Annotated in this window: 12 protein-coding genes; 1 reads left to right on the forward strand and 11 read right to left on the reverse strand. The window is 47.7% G+C overall.

The window, feature by feature from the left end; genetic code table 11:
* Positions 1-16: 16 nt before the first annotated feature.
* The 6 genes from ilvB to DXT99_RS03075 form a co-directional block, all read right to left on the reverse strand.
* Positions 17-1750, reverse strand: a complete 1734-nt coding sequence (gene ilvB / locus DXT99_RS03050) for a biosynthetic-type acetolactate synthase large subunit (RefSeq protein WP_115564047.1) — start codon at positions 1748-1750, stop codon at positions 17-19.
* Complete coding sequence (ilvD, locus tag DXT99_RS03055) at positions 1713-3431, reverse strand: dihydroxy-acid dehydratase (protein ID WP_115564048.1); 1719 nt, start codon at positions 3429-3431, stop codon at positions 1713-1715. Before ilvD ends, ilvB begins: the two co-directional genes overlap by 38 nt.
* Before the next feature lie 505 nt (positions 3432-3936).
* Positions 3937-5055: a 3-isopropylmalate dehydrogenase gene (leuB, locus tag DXT99_RS03060; RefSeq protein WP_115564049.1), complete on the reverse strand. Its 1119-nt coding sequence runs from the start codon at positions 5053-5055 to the stop codon at positions 3937-3939.
* A complete protein-coding gene (leuD, locus tag DXT99_RS03065) occupies positions 5043-5639 on the reverse strand; it encodes a 3-isopropylmalate dehydratase small subunit (RefSeq protein ID WP_115564050.1) in 597 nt (198 codons plus the stop codon). Before leuD ends, leuB begins: the two co-directional genes overlap by 13 nt.
* The gene (gene leuC, locus DXT99_RS03070) at positions 5639-7033 is read right to left on the reverse strand and encodes a 3-isopropylmalate dehydratase large subunit (RefSeq protein ID WP_115564051.1); all 1395 of its coding nucleotides are present in this window, start codon (positions 7031-7033) and stop codon (positions 5639-5641) included. Before leuC ends, leuD begins: the two co-directional genes overlap by 1 nt.
* 1 nt (position 7034) lies before the next feature.
* Positions 7035-8201 (reverse strand): 2-isopropylmalate synthase, encoded by a 1167-nt coding sequence (locus DXT99_RS03075; RefSeq protein ID WP_115564052.1) that lies wholly within the window; start codon positions 8199-8201, stop codon positions 7035-7037.
* 165 nt (positions 8202-8366) lie between these two features.
* On the opposite strand from DXT99_RS03075, the gene DXT99_RS03080 reads away from it, so the two are divergent.
* Positions 8367-9911 (forward strand): hypothetical protein, encoded by a 1545-nt coding sequence (locus DXT99_RS03080; protein ID WP_115564053.1) that lies wholly within the window; start codon positions 8367-8369, stop codon positions 9909-9911.
* Positions 9912-10168: 257 nt separating this feature from the next.
* Here DXT99_RS03080 and DXT99_RS03085 read toward each other — a convergent pair whose 3' ends face one another.
* From DXT99_RS03085 to DXT99_RS03110, 5 genes are all read right to left on the reverse strand, one after another.
* A complete protein-coding gene (locus tag DXT99_RS03085; protein ID WP_147294163.1) occupies positions 10169-12409 on the reverse strand; it encodes a hypothetical protein in 2241 nt (746 codons plus the stop codon).
* 480 nt (positions 12410-12889) lie between these two features.
* Positions 12890-13522, reverse strand: coding sequence for a YdcF family protein (locus DXT99_RS03095; RefSeq protein ID WP_115564056.1), 633 nt, complete (start codon positions 13520-13522; stop codon positions 12890-12892).
* Positions 13523-13678: 156 nt separating this feature from the next.
* Entirely contained in the window at positions 13679-14077 is a 399-nt protein-coding gene (locus tag DXT99_RS03100) for a hypothetical protein (protein WP_115564057.1), read from the reverse strand.
* A gap of 142 nt (positions 14078-14219) precedes the next feature.
* Entirely contained in the window at positions 14220-16193 is a 1974-nt protein-coding gene (locus tag DXT99_RS03105; protein WP_115564058.1) for a fructose-1,6-bisphosphatase, read from the reverse strand.
* A 199-nt stretch (positions 16194-16392) separates the two neighbouring features.
* Positions 16393-17127, reverse strand: a complete 735-nt coding sequence (locus DXT99_RS03110) for an MIP/aquaporin family protein (protein ID WP_115564059.1) — start codon at positions 17125-17127, stop codon at positions 16393-16395.
* Positions 17128-17130: the final 3 nt, after the last annotated feature.

The following is a 17130-nucleotide window of genomic DNA, read 5'->3' on the forward strand; positions in this document are numbered from 1 at the left end:
GTTCTTTTGTTTGGGCTTACTTCAACCTGATTTCACTTACACTGCATCCCTGCGGCACCATCGGGAACACGTTGTTCTCTTTGGTTACCATCACCTCTAACAGGTAGGAGCCTTTGTGCGCAAGCATCTCCTGCAGGGCACTTCTCAGGTTTTCTCTCTCAGATACTTTTTTGCCGGCGATACCGTAGCCTTCCGCCACTTTGATATAGTCCGGGCTAATGATGTCTACAAAAGAGTAGCGGCGCTCGTGGAAGAGCTGCTGCCACTGCCGCACCATACCCAGGAACTGGTTGTTCACAATGATGATTTTCACGTCCACGCCACTCTGCATGATGGTACCCAGCTCCTGAATCGTCATCTGGATACCGCCATCGCCTGCAAAAGCTACTACCGTTCTGTCGGGTGCGCCAAATTTGGCACCAATGGCTGCCGGCAAGGCAAAACCCATCGTGCCTAAACCACCGCTGGTGATGTTGCTGCGGGTGTGGTTGAGCTTTGCGTAGCGGCATGCTACCATCTGGTTCTGCCCCACATCACTTACAATAATGGCATCGCCGTTAGTGAGTTCGTTCAGCTGCTGCATCACCTCTCCCATTGTCATTTCGCCGGAAGTCGGATGCAGCTCATCCTGTATGACCTGCGCTACTTCCTCGGCTGCATAATCATTGAACTTCTGCAACCACTCCGGATGGTTTTTCGCCTCCACCAGCTCTGTAAGAAGCGGCAGTGTTTCTTTGCAGTCGCCCCACACCGGCACGGTGGCTTTTACATTCTTATCTATTTCAGACGGATCTATATCGAGGTGAATCACCTTTGCCTGCTTTGCGTATTTGTCCAACCTTCCCGTCACGCGGTCGTCGAACCGCATGCCGATGGCAATCAGCACATCGCACTCATTCGTAAGCACATTGGGGCCGTAGTTGCCGTGCATGCCCAGCATGCCTACATTCAGCGGATGATCGCTCGGTATGGCCCCAGCTCCCATAATGGTCCAGGCAGCAGGGATCCCGCTTTTCTCTATAAATGCCTTAAACTCCTGTTCTGCCGAACCCAGCACGATTCCTTGGCCCCATAGTATAAAGGGCTTTTTTGCCTGGTTGATCAGCTCCGCAGCCTGTTGTATATACTCCTTCCGGACAATGGGTTTAGGGCGGTAGCTGCGTACATGGTAGCAAGGGGTATGCTCTCCACAGGTGAATTGCTGTAGCTGCGCGTTTTTCGTTATATCAAGTAGCACGGGGCCAGGGCGGCCGCTTTTAGCGATGTAAAAAGCCTTGGCCAACGCCTCCGGTATTTCACTTGCATCCGTCACCTGGTAATTCCATTTGGTGACAGGGGCTGATATACTAATCACGTCTGCTTCCTGAAAAGCATCCGTTCCCAAAAGATGCGCGAATACCTGCCCTGTGATACATACTAATGGTGTGCTGTCAATGAGGGCATCGGCCAGACCAGTTATAAGATTTGTAGCACCGGGGCCGCTGGTGGCAAACACCACCCCCACTTTGCCGGATGCACGGGCATAGCCCTGGCCAGCGTGGATACCACCCTGCTCATGGCGCACCAGCACGTGGTTTACCTGGTCACGGTAATCGTACAGGGAATCATATATGGGCATGATAGCACCGCCCGGATAACCGAAAATAGTGTCTACCCCCTCCTTCAGCAGACCACGTATAAGCGCCTCACCTCCTGATATTGTCTTCTTCTCTTCAAGCAATTCTGGAGCTTGTTTCTCTTGCGTTAACATAATCCTCTTCTAAATCTGTTATACATCCGTTACTTGCATCGCTCACCGTCCTGATATACTTCTGCAATACTCCCCTCTTCACTTTCGCTTCCGGGGCTACCCATTTATCGCGGCGCAGGGCCAGCAGGGCATCGTCTACCTGCAGGTGCACACTATTGGTGGCCACATCCAACGTAATCATATCACCGTCTTCTATTAGGGCAATATTACCGCCGTCAAATGCTTCCGGGCAAACGTGGCCAATCACAAAACCATGTGTTCCACCAGAGAAGCGCCCGTCCGTTATTAAGGCTACTTTATCACCTAAACCGGCCCCCATAATGGCAGAGGTTGGTTTCAGCATCTCCGGCATCCCCGGCCCGCCTTTCGGCCCGACATAGCGGATAACCACGACATCGCCTGCTTTCACTTTATTTACTTTCAGTCCTTCGTTCAGTTCTTCTTCTGAGTTGAACACAACAGCCGGACCTTCAAATTTTAATCCTTCTTTACCCGTTATCTTCGCCACGCCTCCCTTGGTAGCCAGGTTGCCATACAGGATTTGGATGTGCCCATCGGCTTTAATAGGGTTGGATAGCGGTCTTAGCAGGTCCTGCTCTTCGCCCAATGGCTTTACATCCGCTAGGTTCTCGGCCACGGTTTTACCTGTTACTGTCAGCAGGTCACCGTTGATGAGGCCTTCGTTCAGCAGCGTTTTCATGACAGCCGGCACTCCGCCCAGGGAGCAAAGGTCTTCCATCAGGTATTTGCCGCTTGGCTTCATGTCGCCGAGCACCGGCACCCGGTTGCTCACCGCCTGGAAATCTTCCAGCGTCAGCTTCACGCCTGCCGCAGAGGCAATGGCTATCAGGTGAATCACCGCGTTTGTAGAACCGCCTAGGACCGTTATTACCACCATGGCGTTTTCGAATGCCTCCCTTACTAGTATGTCACGCGGCTTGATGTCTTTTTCCAGCAGGTTCAGCAGGTAGTGCCCTGTCTGGAGGCATTCGTCTTTCTTCTGCTGGCTTACAGCCGGAGAGGAAGAGGTATAGGGAATAGACATCCCCAGTGCTTCCGCCGCAGAGGCCATGGTGTTGGCCGTATACATACCACCGCAGGCACCCGGCCCCGGACAAGCATTGCGGATGATGCCTCTGTAATCCTCCTCTGAGATATTATTATTCAGTTTCTGACCATAAGCCTCGAAACAGGAAACGATGTTTAGCTTCTCACCTTTGAAATTTCCTGATTTAATCGTGCCGCCATACACCATCAGCGATGGTCTGTTGAGGCGGGCCATCGCGATAAGCGAACCCGGCATATTTTTGTCGCAGCCGACCACACAAGCCAGTGCATCGTAATTATGAGCTCCTGTAATGGTTTCAATAGAGTCAGCAATTACTTCCCGCGAAACAAGGGAATAGCGCATGCCTTCCGTGCCGTTCGTGATACCGTCGCTCACACCGATGGTGTTGAAGCGCAAGCCTACCATCCCCAACTGATTCACTCCCTTCTTTACTTCATCTGCCAGTCCGTCGAGGTGCATGTTGCAGGTGTTGCCTTCGAAGCCCGTGGAGCAAATGCCCACAAAAGGCTTTTGCAGATCTTCTTCTGATAATCCGGAGCCTATCAGCATTGCCTGTGATGCAGGTAAGCTGTCGTCTTTCGTGTAAATGCGGCTGTACTTGTTTAAGGCCATTGTGGTGCTTTGCTTTTATTCACTAAGAGAAGTTTCAAGCAGCTGATTTGAATAGCTTATGACTAAAGTGCTGCTGTGTCTTCTTTCTGATTGGTAAATAGATTTCTTATTGTTGCTCTACTGAATAATAGTGATTCTTTACTTTTAAACTTTCTACAATGTCATGCTTTTGCTCCTGCTCTGAAAATGTACCTTCGAATTACCTACTATTTCCATGAGGGCACACTTTACACATAAGTTATTGATTATAAGTTATTTATTAATGAAACCAATACACTATCTAATAATTTTAAGACATTCCTATTTGCTTATGAAGCATCGCCATTTTTTAAAAGGTAGACCTGTTAAGAGGGCCTTGGCCAATAAAAAAGCAGCCATCCCAGGAGATGGCTGCTTTATATGCTGTGCTTTTGTGCACTTATGTTTAGCAAACTATCTCCACCCCTCGTGAAATAATCATGAGGATAATAATGAAGCGGATGACAGTTTTATTTTGCATGAAGTTTTAGATGATAGTGCTCAAGCCTACTTCGATGTTGCTTTTGTGTGGAACAACTAAGGCTCCTTCCAATACATAATAGGCGATAAAGCTCCCCACCTGCTCTGTGCTGTAAGGCGAAGTAGGATTCAGTTCCGGCGTCAGCACCTGTTTTTCTAAGGCGTTGTGTACGGCTTCTTTTACAAGGTCTGCCTCCTTCTGTAAGTTGAAATGCTCGAGCATCATCGCCGCTGACAGAATAGCCGCAATCGGGTTGGCTATTCCCTTGCCTTTTGCCTGCGGATAGGACCCATGGATTGGCTCAAAAAGAGATACATGATTTCCTACTGAAGCAGAAGGCAGCAAGCCAAGTGAACCGGCTATAACAGACGCTTCATCAGACAGGATATCGCCGAACATATTTTCTGTCAGTATCACATCAAAGGCGCGCGGATTAAGAATCAGCTGCATGGCGGCATTGTCCACGAACAGGTAATCTACGGCTACATCCGGATATCCCTGTGCCATGTCCTGTACTACCTCCCGCCATAAACGGGATGTCTCCAGCACATTGGCTTTGTCTACCAGCGTCAGTTTCTGGCGTCTCAAAGCGGCAGACTGGAAAGCAAGGTGTGCGATGCGCACGATTTCCAGTCTGCTATAGGTGCAGTTATCGTATGCGCTGTCGGCTGTGCGTCCTTTTTCACCAAAGTAAATGCCGCCTGTCAGCTCACGGAAAATGAGCATATCAGCGCCTGCAATGCGTGTGTTCTTTAGCGGAGAGTGATCCAGCAGCACATCATAGGCTGTAACAGGTCTGATATTGGCATAAAGCCCCAAAGACTTGCGCAAGCGCAGCAGACCCTGCTCTGGCCGCACTTTGGCTGCAGGGTTATTGTCATACTTGGGGTCGCCGATGGCACCCAGCAAAATGGCATCTGCCTCCATGCAGGCATCCACTGTTTCCTCCGGAAGCGGGTTTCCTGTTGCGTCAATGGCGCAGGCTCCCATCAGGTATTTTTCGAAATAAAAGCGATGCCCAAACCTTTCAGCTACAGCTTCCAGTACTTTGATGGCTTCGTTACAAACTTCAGGTCCGATGCCGTCGCCCGGCAACACTACTATCTTCTTATTTAATATGCCCATGGTCTTGTGCTTTCGTATGCTTCTATCGCCTCTTTCTGGCTCACTAAAAAATCAATATCGTCGTAGCCGTTTATCAGGCACTCTTTTTTATACAGATCAATATCAAAAGTAACCCTTTCGTCCCAGGCCGGAACATAAAACTCCTGTTCCGGCAGGTTAACCACTAACTCTGTTTGCGGGTCTTTTTCTATTTGCTCAAACAGCCTTTGCAGCATCTGGTCCGACACCTGTAAAGGAAGCAAGCCGTTGTTAAGGGCATTGCCCCGGAAAATATCTGCGAAGTAACTGGATATCACCACCCGGAAACCGGCATCGTAGATAGCCCAGGCGGCATGTTCGCGGCTGGAACCACAGCCAAAGTTTTTACCTGCAACCAGAATCTGGCCGCTGTAACGCGGGTTATTCAGGGCAAAATCTGCTTTGGGGTTGCCGCTGTTATCGTAGCGCCAGTCTCTGAACAGATTCTCTCCGAATCCTTCTCTGGAAGTTGATTTCAGAAAGCGGGCAGGAATAATCTGATCAGTATCTATGTTTTCAATCGGTAACGGAACGGCGCCCGACTGTATTATCTCGAACTTTTCCATTAATTCAGGTATTGGGTAATGTCAACAATTTTACCTTCTACAGCAGTGATGGCAGCTACTAAAGGACTAGCCAGTAGTGTTCTGGAACCTGGTCCCTGGCGGCCTTCAAAGTTCCTGTTAGAGGTAGAAACACAATAGGCTCCGGCCGGTATTTTGTCTTCATTCATGGCTAAGCAGGCGCTGCAGCCCGGCTCACGTAGCTCAAAGCCCGCCTCTGCCAGCAATTTATCCAGGCCTTCTGCTATAGCCTGTTGCTCTACATGCTTGGAACCCGGCACAATGATCGCCTCCACATGACTTGCTTTCTGGCGGCCTTTCACAAAGTCTGCCACTATCCGAAGGTCTTCGATGCGTGAATTGGTACAACTGCCAATAAACACGTAGTTTATTTCTTTGCCAATCAAAGACTCTCCCGGCGCAAAGCCCATATACTGCAACGACTTATCGAAACTGGCCGCCTCACCTGTCGGCACATTTACCGGAATAGAGGAACTAATTGGAATACCCATACCCGGATTCGTACCAAACGTAATCATCGGGGTGATGTCGCTGGCATCAAAGAAGTACTCTTTATCAAAAGTAGCTCCTTCTTCTGTGTACAAGGTCTTCCAGTAGGCCAGAGCCTGCTCCCATTGTTCGCCTTTCGGCGCATGCTCGCGGCCCTTTACATAGTCGAATGTTGTCTCGTCGGGTGCAATCATACCGCCACGTGCACCCATTTCGATACTCATGTTACACACCGTCATGCGGCCTTCCATGCTCAGGGAGCGGATGGCACTGCCGGCATACTCTACAAAATAGCCTGTTGCCCCGCCTGTGCCTAATTTAGAGATCACATAAAGAATCAGGTCTTTGGCAGACACACCTTTGTGCAGCGGACCATCAATGGTGATCCGCATCTTCTTCGGCTTGCTAAGCAGCAAGCACTGCGAAGCCATGACCTGGGCCACCTGGCTGGTACCAATACCAAAGGCGATGGCACCGAAGGCACCGTGCGTAGAAGTATGGCTGTCGCCACATACGATGGTCATACCCGGTTGTGTGATACCGAGTTCAGGACCGATGACGTGTACAATACCCTGGTTCTGATGCCCCAGGCCAAACAGCTCTACACCATACTTGTTGCAGTTCTCGGTCAGTTTATCTACCTGCAACCGCGAAAGCGGCTCCTGTATAGGCAGGTGCTGGTTTTTTGTAGGAACGTTGTGGTCGGCAGTGGCAACTATTTTATCTTTTCTGAATAGCGGCAGGTTGCGGGCTTCTATTTCATCAAAAGCCTGCGGGCTTGTAACCTCATGTATCAGGTGCCTGTCGATATAAAAAACATCCAGGCCGCCCGGAATAGAGCGGACCACATGGGCATCCCAGATTTTATCAAATAATGTCTGTTTCATATTAGCTGGCCGTAACCAGATTTTTTTCTTCAACTAAAGTATGCAAATCATTGTCCACAACTTCTTTCTTACTATCTGCTATCTGCAGGAAAGAAGCATAAGCTTTATCGAGTGTACCTTTATCAAAATTGTACCCGATTTTCTGCAGGCGGTAAGCCAGTGCTGCCCGCCCGGATCGTGCCGTCAGCACAATAGACGAATCCGGCACCCCAACATCGCGTGGATCGATGATTTCGTATGTCTCGCGATGCTTGATGACACCGTCCTGGTGAATGCCACTGGAGTGGGAGAAAGCGTTTGATCCGACAATAGCCTTGTTCGGCTGCACCGGCATGCGCATCATGTGCGATACCATGGCCGAAGTTTCCGCCAACAATTTAGAGTTGACGTTGGTGTCAAGTTTCAGGTACGGGTGCTGGCGTAAGATCATAACCACCTCCTCTAAGGCTGTGTTTCCTGCGCGCTCACCTACTCCGTTGATGGTGCACTCAATCTGGCGGGCACCGTTCACCACACCTGCAATAGAGTTGGCAGTAGCCAGCCCTAAATCGTTGTGGCAATGCGTGGAAAGACGGACTCTGTCAATGCCTTTCACGTTTTCGTACAGGTACTTTATTTTTGCACCGTACTCTTCCGGCAGGCAGTAACCGGTGGTATCCGGGATATTCAACACGGTAGCACCCGCTTTAACGGCTGCCTCGCATATTTTTGCCAGGAATTCATTTTCTGTTCTTCCGGCGTCTTCTGCATAGAACTCTACATCTTCCACAAAGCTCTTGGCCAAGCGAACCGCCTCTATTGCACGCTCCATCACTTTCTCTTGTGTAGTGCGCAACTTAAATTTTATATGCGATTCGGAAGTGCCGATACCAGTGTGTATTCTTGGGTTGCGCGCAGTGGCAAGCGCCTCTGCCGCAATGCGTATATCCTGCTCCACAGCCCTTGACAATCCACAGACCGTAGCTTCCTTTGTCTGTGCCGCTATTGCTTTCACTGCCTCAAAATCCCCAGGGCTTGATACCGGGAAGCCAGCTTCAATCACATCTACCCCCAGAAGTTCGAGTTGCCGAGCTATTACCAGTTTCTCATCCATGTTCAATTTGCAACCAGGCACTTGCTCGCCATCCCTTAAGGTGGTGTCAAAGATTTGTATTTTCTGAGCCGACATACTTTATTTGATTTATTATTGCAGATATAATTCTTAATAGAAGCGTAAATAAGGATATAAACAGCAGCCACCAAAACTATTTAAAGTATAGCCTGTTATTTCTAACTTTAGCTTTTACCGCCACAACTAGCTGTATTACAGCCAATTAATCAATTAATTGATACAATGTCTAACAAAACAAATGATCCTGTTTTTCAACTGGTTAAATCCCTTACCAAATCAGAGAAGCGCCATTTCCGGTTGTTTTCCAAAAGGCAAGGCGTTTCTGAGGGGCTAAAGTTTCTTCAGCTTTTCGATGCCATGGATAGCCAGACAGGGTATGACGAAGAAAAAGTGCTGGCGCTGGCCCCGGACGTAAAAAAAGTACAACTGGCAAATATGAAGGCCAACCTGTACAAGCAGCTTTTATCCAGCCTTCGCCTGTACCACGCAAACCAAAACCTCGATATCCAACTACACGAGCAGCTGGATTATGCCCGGGTGCTTTACAATAAAGGATTTTACCAGCAAAGCCTGAAAATGCTTGAAAAGGTAAAGGTGGGGGCACTACAGGCAGAAATGCCACACATTGCCTTAACCGCTATCGATTTTGAGAAGCTAATCGAGTCGCAGTACATTACCAGAAGCCTAGAGGGAAAAGCAGAGGCGCTTTCTTCTGAAGCGATTGACACAGCCCTGCATGTATCCCAGATACACTCCCTCTCCAACGCTGCACTACGCCTGTACGGCTTGTATATAAAGGTCGGGCACGCCCGTAATGTGGAGGAATACAATAGTACAACCGCCTTCTTCAGGGAAAACCTGCCTGTGATAGACCTGGAACGTGCCGGATTCACTGAAAGGCTGTACTACTACCAGGCACACGTCTGGTATAATTATATCATCCAGGATTTTAAAGCCTGCTACAGGTATGCGCAGAAGTGGGTGGATCTGTTTGAGGATAATCCGGAAATGAAGTATAAGCAGGACATGCTTTATATCAAAGGCCTGCATAATTTACTTCTTGCCCTGTACAACATGCTGTACTACAGCAAGTTTAAAGAAGTACTGCAGAAGCTTGAAGACTTTGCTGCTGACCCGGAAAGACGCTCCAGCCCAAACTCAGAGATGCTGCTCTTCCTCTTTATCTATACCAACAAGATAAATAACTATTTCCTGGAAGGAAACTTCACCGAAGGTTTGCAGATAATACCCGAGTTGCTGGAGAACCTGAACCGCTATAAATCGCACCTTGACCCGCACCGCAGGCTTATATTTTATTATAAAATAGCCAGCCTCTACTTTGGGAGCGGAGACTTTCATCAGGCCATTAAGTACCTCCAGAAGATCATCTATTACAAAGACATCAGCCTGCGGGAAGACCTGCAGTGTTTTGCCCGCATCTTAAACCTTATTGCACACTATGAGGCCGGTGAGGACGAGGTGCTGGAGTATCAGATAAGGTCAGTCTATCGCTTCCTGGGTAAGATGAACGACCAACAGCAAATGCAGGTGGAGATATTCAAATTCCTGCGCAACTTAGGTGATGTTACGCCCGGGGACTTGAGAGACGCCTTTGCTGCCCTGAAGGAAAAACTGATGACCATATCCCTGGACCCATACGAAAAGAGACCTTTCCTTTACCTGGACATTATCTCCTGGCTCGAAAGTAAGATAGAAAACATCCCGGTTCAGGAGATTGCAAAAAGAAAGCATAAGGGGATGAAGTAAGGAGAGGGATAGATAGGATTCATAGGCCGCTCCTAATGCAGTATTTCTGAGAAGCCTTGCTACCTTTTTAGTTGTCTCCTGCTCCTAACTTTGGTAAAGCAAGAGGTAATAAAGCCAATCATCCCTGTCATCCTGAAAAGATCTTGTGAATTACCTAAAAGCAACTAACAAGATCCTATCAGGATGACAGGGATGTAAAACTGTTCTTTCTTACAGTTCCTTTTATCAGGCTGTAAAGCGTGAGGAAAAGATAATCATTACTGCCTCGATACAAATACAGGCGTCTCCGTTACAATGATTTTCAGCTTTCCGTTCTTCGTCATCACCGTTTCTTTTTTCATTTCGTCGGCACCTTCCACGAAAGAATGGACAACAGCTTTGTCAGTTCCCAGGCTCAGTTCATATTCTCCTGTTCTGCTCACCTGGTCTGGTATCCAGAGAACGTAAATTTCATTTTTGTTCAGCTCATACACATCAACAGCAGGGTCAGTGTTGAGGGTCTTTTTGTAGGTGTAGCTGCCCATCAGTTTGTTCAACTGCGCTTTGAAATCAGCCGCTGGCCGGCGCTTGTAGCCATTTACTTTATCAATCTCACCAGAGGTAGAGTACTTACCGGAACTTGGATTAGTCACATCGGTAGCCATGTAAGTATAAATCCGGTAAATGCCTAGCCGTGCATAGAGAAGTGCTGCTCTGATACCCCAGTCAGCCTGCGTCTGTAAGATGCTTCTGGTTGGTGTGGCCATCGCTCTTTGAGGAGACTCGGGATGAATGTCATAGCCTGTTTCAGAAATCTGCACAGGCATGCCCCCGCATTCTTCATACGACAGCTGCAGAAAGTCTTTCGCTCTTTCTGTTGCGGTAGATAGTTCCGGACAGATTCCGGTGGTGTTTGCTTGCTGGTCCTGCGTTGAGTTGGCGGTATTATGGTACACGTGGTAATCAATGATATCAAAAGGCAGGTCTACTACCTTCTGCCCTTTGTCATTCAGTTTATACCCTCTGTTCTCTTTGCTCCAGTCTATCATGCCCCTCATAAACCCGATGTCTCCTACAAGGCCTCCCACCACTACCTGCATGGACGGATCGGCCGTTTTAACGCCATAGCCCGGCCCCATTTTGCCTTTATGCCCATCGTAGCAGGCAGAGCTTCTGGCTGCATATTCCCGGCCATTCTGATACGCCTGCCTGCCATGCCAATAGCGATCTGGTTCATTATCTACCTGCATATACTGTACAGTACCCAAACCCGCTTTAGGTTTGTTAGCAGGTTGATTCGGGTAAAACGGCTTTTCCTTTACTGAAAGAAACTCTTCCGGAATGTCTTTGTTTCTGCCGTAGCGGGCGGAAATACGATAATAAAGGTGAGCTACTTTCTCGTAAGACTTCCAGTCTTCTCCATCCGCATCCCATGCTTTCGGCACATTACTCTCGCCTCTCTGTTCAGGGGGATAGTTGGCTTCCTGAAACCAATCGGGTACTTTCTGTGGGCACACCATCACCTCTTTCCCTTCATCGTGCATGCGCTGATAGTAGGTGTCTCTTAAGGCGCCACCCCAGGCGGAAGGTTCATAAGAAAACTCCCCCTCTTTGCCTTCGAAAGTTTTCCAGTCGGTATAGTCGCGGAAGCAGGTGTATCCCTTTAGGGCCTCCCATTTATGCTCGGCCACACCGTCCCATACATTCCGTGGGTCTACCACATCCGGCCATAGTATCACCATGCCCAGCATGTTGCCGATTGGAGCCATCTCCGGCACGTGCGGCGCGGGCTCCTTGTAAGGAAGCCAGTTGCCTGTCAGCCTGATTTCGTTGGGCACGTGGGTGTCTATTTTAAAGATGATATAGGCTACATCTATTGCTTCAGGCAATGTATACCTTGCATCCGTATTCTCCGGCGACCAGGACAGCGGGTCCTTTCCTGTAGTCCATTCCCTGAAATCTTTACCGTCAAATACTGGGCCTTGCTCCCTTTTCCAGGTGCCATCGGCAACAGCACTTCTGCGGACAAAATAGGTCCGCATCGCTCCTTTTACTATGTCGCCATTACCGTCATAGAACTCCATGTTCTCGAGGTTAAACTCCAGTTCTTCCGGAATCCGCACCCACAGCTCAGAGGGCTTTACGAGTGGTGTCCAGTCCAGTACCACGCTGTTATCTACATCACCGTCAAACAGCTTCAGTACGTCCTGCTGTTTGCTGTGGCTCAGGTGGTATGCCTGGATAAACTCAGAGGGTAGTATACCCTTATACCTTCCGGAGGGAAGTAAAACAGGGTCATCGTTGGATGCCCCTCCCTGATTTCCGCTAAAAAACTGCCTCGTTTCTCTTAAGAGCACGAATGCGCGGTCCTGCGTTAGCCGTGCTATTTTCTCTATAGCTTGCCCCTTCATGATTTTAGTCGAAGCATTGTGTTTTACTTCCAGGAATGTAAATCCGCATAAAACCAATACTAGTCCGAATATCAGGAAAGGGTGGGGCTTAAATGTGTTTAACTTCATGTAATGCGCCGAATGTGATAAGAGCATGTATACTTTTTATGATTAAAAGCGAAAACGGGTGATTTCGGGTTCTGACAAGACTCCTACTGAATAAAATAAATGCGCTTCTGCACTAACAACAGCTATGGCAGGGCTTTAAAAGTGTGCATTTGCAGCTTAAATTAAAAGATTCAAACATGCTCTATGCTAATAAATTATAATGAATGATATATGGGAAAAGCTTTTTCATCCTTTGGAAAAGCAAGTTTCCGTTAGAGTATAGTACGTGCTTTACAAGGTGTTCTTTTTCGCGGTCTTATTTTACTTCAGAAGAAAAAAATTGTTTCAACTCAGATCTGAGCTGTTCCTTGAGTATGGCCTGAAAAGCTTTCATGAGGTAAATGCAGTTAAAATTTTCATGGGCACTATCAGAGGGTTTTACTTAAGCGCCTTCTTAAACAGCTGCTCCTGCCCTTCCCCTGCCCTTCCATTAGCTAATAATTATGAAGAGAGGTAGCCTGTGTCCCGCTTATTGAGGTAAACAATCACATCCTCTACAGAGGCGAGATCACCTTTCTCATGATACTTACGGATGCGCTTCATTTCTCCGGCAATCAGACCGGCCCTTGCAGCCTGCACCTTCCCCTGTGAGTGAACCACTTCCTCTTTCCAAGGCAAAGCTTTTCCGGGATGGCTGTAGATATGCAGCTCCGGGTAGCTTTGAAGGGCAGCCGTTACAGCGGCCATAAAGGCACGGGGCTGCTGAAAAGGAGAAGCTGTCACGATAAGGTGCTTATACTGTTGCTTCAGCGCATGTGCCATCAACGACTCTGCCTCAATGCCGGTATGTAATATATCCGTATCTGCCGGCACAGGAGGTACCGGCTCAAGCAGTTCCACCCCCACCCCTGAATTGACCAGTGCCTTTTCCCAGCTTTCGAAGCCGGGGTATCCACTGATGGGCCCCGTATTCAGAAACAGCAACTTTTTAGCTCGCTTCTGCTGCAGTAGCTGCCGTGCAACCGCAAACACTGATTCCTGGTTGTCTTCGGTCTGGCCAAAAATGAACAGGGCATCTGCAGGTTCTTCAGGTAGCGTATCGCAAAGGGTGCGAATTATCAGTTCTTCTATCATAGCTACCCTTATACGGGGAGTGGTTGCACCGGATGCTTTTTAAATGTACGGAATACCCGACTAGCTAAAAATTAGTGAAGGCACACTTGGTTTGGATGGTGTATGATCTCCTTTACTTCTATGATGTATAGCAGCGTTGATCTATCGCGCTATCTTTTACTCTCCTTTGGCTGAATAAATTCCTCCAAACCCAAAATCTAAAACAGTTGTTTTGGAATCACTGTTAGCTGAGCCCATCTGTTCACCATTCTTAATCCCCTGCACCTTACTTATAACTTTACCTTTCTTGGCTTTAGTGGTAACGGTATATTTCCCATTTTTTAAGTTGAGCTTATATGGGGCCTTCAAATTTTTCTTCTCCATATTAAAAGGTTCGTGGGCTCCATTCTGAGTAAGGATAACACCAGTTACTGATAAATTGAACAGCGCGGGTTTTTGCGTTGTTGATTCCACTGTTACTTCAAAAGTGTACTCCTCAAAAGCTCTGGTAGGCTCCTGCAGAGAACTCATTAAAAAGCCAAGTGGCAATAATAAAAGAGCAAGGAGCAATTTCATCTTATTTGATTTTTAGTTGATAAACAGGAGTTCCTTTTGCGCCACACCCACCAATAACTTATAGACTATAAGTAAGTTATAAAAAACCCCATTATTACACACACTATTATAAAAAAAACCTTAACTATAATGAATACCACTTTTAGCTTTCCAAAGGCTGGAACCGCTCCGTGAGAAGTCCTGATCGGTAACAGCTTAGCAAATCTTTGAGATCTTCGATCATTGATTTAATCTTATCCCCATCTCTGATGTCTGCTACTTTCAGGGGTTTATCTGAATATGAATAGAGTGTTTCGCTTGACAGGATGTCAATTTCATCTTCTATCGCTTTTTCAGTGGATTCAAAAGGTAAATGCGCGATGATTTGCTTTCCCAGATCATCAAATATTAAGGTATAACCTGCAATGCCTGTCTCACTCTGGTACGCTTTGGCAAAGCCCCCATCAATCACGATGAGCTTTCCGTTCGCCTTGATAGGGTTTTCCCCCTTCTTTACCACCACGGGAACGTGGCCATTTATGATGATTGAATTTTCTGCATCCAGGCCAAAATCCTCTAAAATTTTGTTAACGGTTGCTGTGTCATCCCTATAGTAGTAATAATATCCTTTTGCCTCCTGGTGGATGGAGGGGTCGTTAATAAAATAGCGCTCAAAAGTCGTCATTTTGTCTTTCCCAAATAAAGGCGACTGAGGCCCTGCCCACAGGTACCACATCATATCGACTGCCAGATCATTTTCGGCCGTGCCCACCATTCCTGAAAAGGCTTCTCGGGCTATTTTGTCCAGAAAATCCAGGTACTCCCTGCCCTTCAGCTTTTTCCCCAACATTTCTACAAGGGCCAGGTCTCCGTTTTTATCAATCGGAATGCTCCCGTGGAACAGCAGACAATCATTAGATATATGATACATTGATCCTTTTTCAAACAGGAACTGGACATGCTCCTTCAGCCTCTTGCTATGCTGAAACGACTCTGAAAGCTGTGCAACCAGGTCCTGCTCTTCTTTCGAAAGTTTGGTAGGGTCTGCAGGGTCAATAGTGGGGAAATAGGTATCTTTTAATGCGTAGGTCTTGCCTTCAATCAGTATTTCACCTGTGTCAAAGTTGATATTCGACAGCATCTTTCTGTGCGTGAGCCGGAAATCAGGCCTCCGGTCAATCAGTTGTTCCTCCAGCTTGAACTGGATAATACTGATGGCTTTGTGCATGATGCGGTTCAGCCAGTGTTCGCTTTCATTGAGCAAATCTTCCGCATTCACCTTGGGATTAAATATCAGGCTTTTGTCTTCTTTGTAATGCTCCAGCGCAAAGGAGGCCAGCGGTATCAGGTTAATGCCGTAGCCTTTCTCTAAGGTGTCTGTATTTGCATACCGGAGGGAGAGCCTTATCACGTTGGCCATACAAGCCAGGGAGCCTGAGGCAGCGCCCATCCACACGATGTCATGATTTCCCCATTGGATGTCGACGGCATGGTAATCTATAAGGCTATCCATTACAGTTTCTGCACCGGGGCCTCTGTCGTAAATGTCGCCTATGACATGGATTTTTGAGATAGCAATCCGCTGGATGAACTCTGCTAGGGCGATGATCAGCTTATCGCAGGCCCCAATCTCCATCACTGTTCTTAATAACCGCTCATTGTACGCGCTCTTCCTTTCGCCCAAAGCCTCTCCCTGTAACAACTCAGATATAATCAAGCCATAATCTCGCGACAAAAGGCGATCTATTTTTCTTTTTGTATAGATGGATGTGAGTTCATAGGCGATAGACAACAGCCTTTTGATGGTACTGGTATAGAAATTCTCCCAATCATTATTCTCCCTTTTAATGATCTGCAGCTTTTCATGGGGATAGTATATGAGTGCTGCCAGCCTTCGCAGGTCTTTTTCACTCAATGTTTCACTAAACAAGTCGCTTATCTTCTGACGAATAAGCCCGGAGCCGTTCCGGAGCATATGCTGAAACGTTTCGTGCTCCCCATGTATGTCACTTATAAATAGTTCGGGGCTTTTTGGGAGTGATAACAAAGCTTCCAGGAGAATGATCTCCTTCCCTACCTGAGCGGCATTGGGAAAGCGGTTCGACAGTAACTTTAAATATTTCGGATCATTTTTCATAGGATATCAGGGCTTAAGCGCATCGTCGCAGCTTCATAAGCCCATATCTAAATAGTTTACAAAGCCTGTTAATGCCAATCGTGCACGCGTAAAAAGAATGTCATGCTTTTTTACGAGGTCTGGAAACAAATAATTGTCCTATGCTCCATTTTGAAGTGACTGCCCTTTATATTCTCTTCAGCTAGAGGCTATAACAGCATCAAACTTTAATAAACATGAAGGTAAACGCAGCTAAAGCTGCTCCCAGAAGAGGTCCGAAAACAGGCACCCAGCTATAGGCCCAATCGCTGTGTCCTTTCCCCTTGATGGGCAACAGCCAGTGTGCCACCCTGGGGCCTAAGTCTCTGGCCGGATTAATAGCATAGCCTGTAGTGCCACCCAGCGCCAGACCGATGCCCCATACTAAAAAAGCCACGGGGATGGCTCCTAATGAACCCAGGCCGACCGGTGTGTTTTTTTCGTCTCCCATGGCTGCAGGTGTAAAATACAGGATGACAAAGATTAACACGAAAGTGCCGATAACTTCACTCACCATATTGATGGGGTAATTGCGAATAGCGGGCGCTGTCGCAAACACGCCTAACTTTGTGCCTGGATTGGGGGTCAGGTCGAAATGGTCTTTGTGCATGATCCAAACTAAAGTGGATCCCGTGATAGCTCCTAAAAGCTGCATCAGGCAGTAAGGCAATACGCTTGCCCACTCAAACTGGCCTGCCAGTGCCAGGCCCACGCTTACGGCGGGGTTAAGATGGGCACCGCTATATGGGCCGGCTACTACCACACCTATGAATACACCCAGCCCCCAGGCTGTCGTGATTACTATCCAGCCGCCTCCCTGCCCTTTTGTGCCCTCTAAAATAACATTGGCTACCACGCCTGCTCCAATCAGTATAAGCAAGGATGTACCGATATATTCTGCTACCAGTGGATGCATATT

The organism is Pontibacter diazotrophicus, from assembly GCF_003367245.1.
Classification (GTDB): Bacteria; Bacteroidota; Bacteroidia; order Cytophagales; family Hymenobacteraceae; genus Pontibacter; species Pontibacter diazotrophicus.

Coding starts and splice junctions, on each gene's coding strand:
- DXT99_RS03105 (WP_115564058.1), bottom strand. CDS start 16,193: ATGAAAAATGATCCGAAATATTTAAAGTTACTGTCGAACCGCTTTCCC.
- DXT99_RS03085 (WP_147294163.1), bottom strand. CDS start 12,409: ATGAAGTTAAACACATTTAAGCCCCACCCTTTCCTGATATTCGGACTA.
- DXT99_RS03095 (WP_115564056.1), bottom strand. CDS start 13,522: ATGATAGAAGAACTGATAATTCGCACCCTTTGCGATACGCTACCTGAA.
- leuC (WP_115564051.1), bottom strand. CDS start 7,033: ATGAAACAGACATTATTTGATAAAATCTGGGATGCCCATGTGGTCCGC.
- ilvB (WP_115564047.1), bottom strand. CDS start 1,750: ATGTTAACGCAAGAGAAACAAGCTCCAGAATTGCTTGAAGAGAAGAAG.
- leuD (WP_115564050.1), bottom strand. CDS start 5,639: ATGGAAAAGTTCGAGATAATACAGTCGGGCGCCGTTCCGTTACCGATT.
- DXT99_RS03110 (WP_115564059.1), bottom strand. CDS start 17,127: ATGCATCCACTGGTAGCAGAATATATCGGTACATCCTTGCTTATACTG.
- ilvD (WP_115564048.1), bottom strand. CDS start 3,431: ATGGCCTTAAACAAGTACAGCCGCATTTACACGAAAGACGACAGCTTA.
- DXT99_RS03075 (WP_115564052.1), bottom strand. CDS start 8,201: ATGTCGGCTCAGAAAATACAAATCTTTGACACCACCTTAAGGGATGGC.
- DXT99_RS03080 (WP_115564053.1), top strand. CDS start 8,367: ATGTCTAACAAAACAAATGATCCTGTTTTTCAACTGGTTAAATCCCTT.
- DXT99_RS03100 (WP_115564057.1), bottom strand. CDS start 14,077: ATGAAATTGCTCCTTGCTCTTTTATTATTGCCACTTGGCTTTTTAATG.
- leuB (WP_115564049.1), bottom strand. CDS start 5,055: ATGGGCATATTAAATAAGAAGATAGTAGTGTTGCCGGGCGACGGCATC.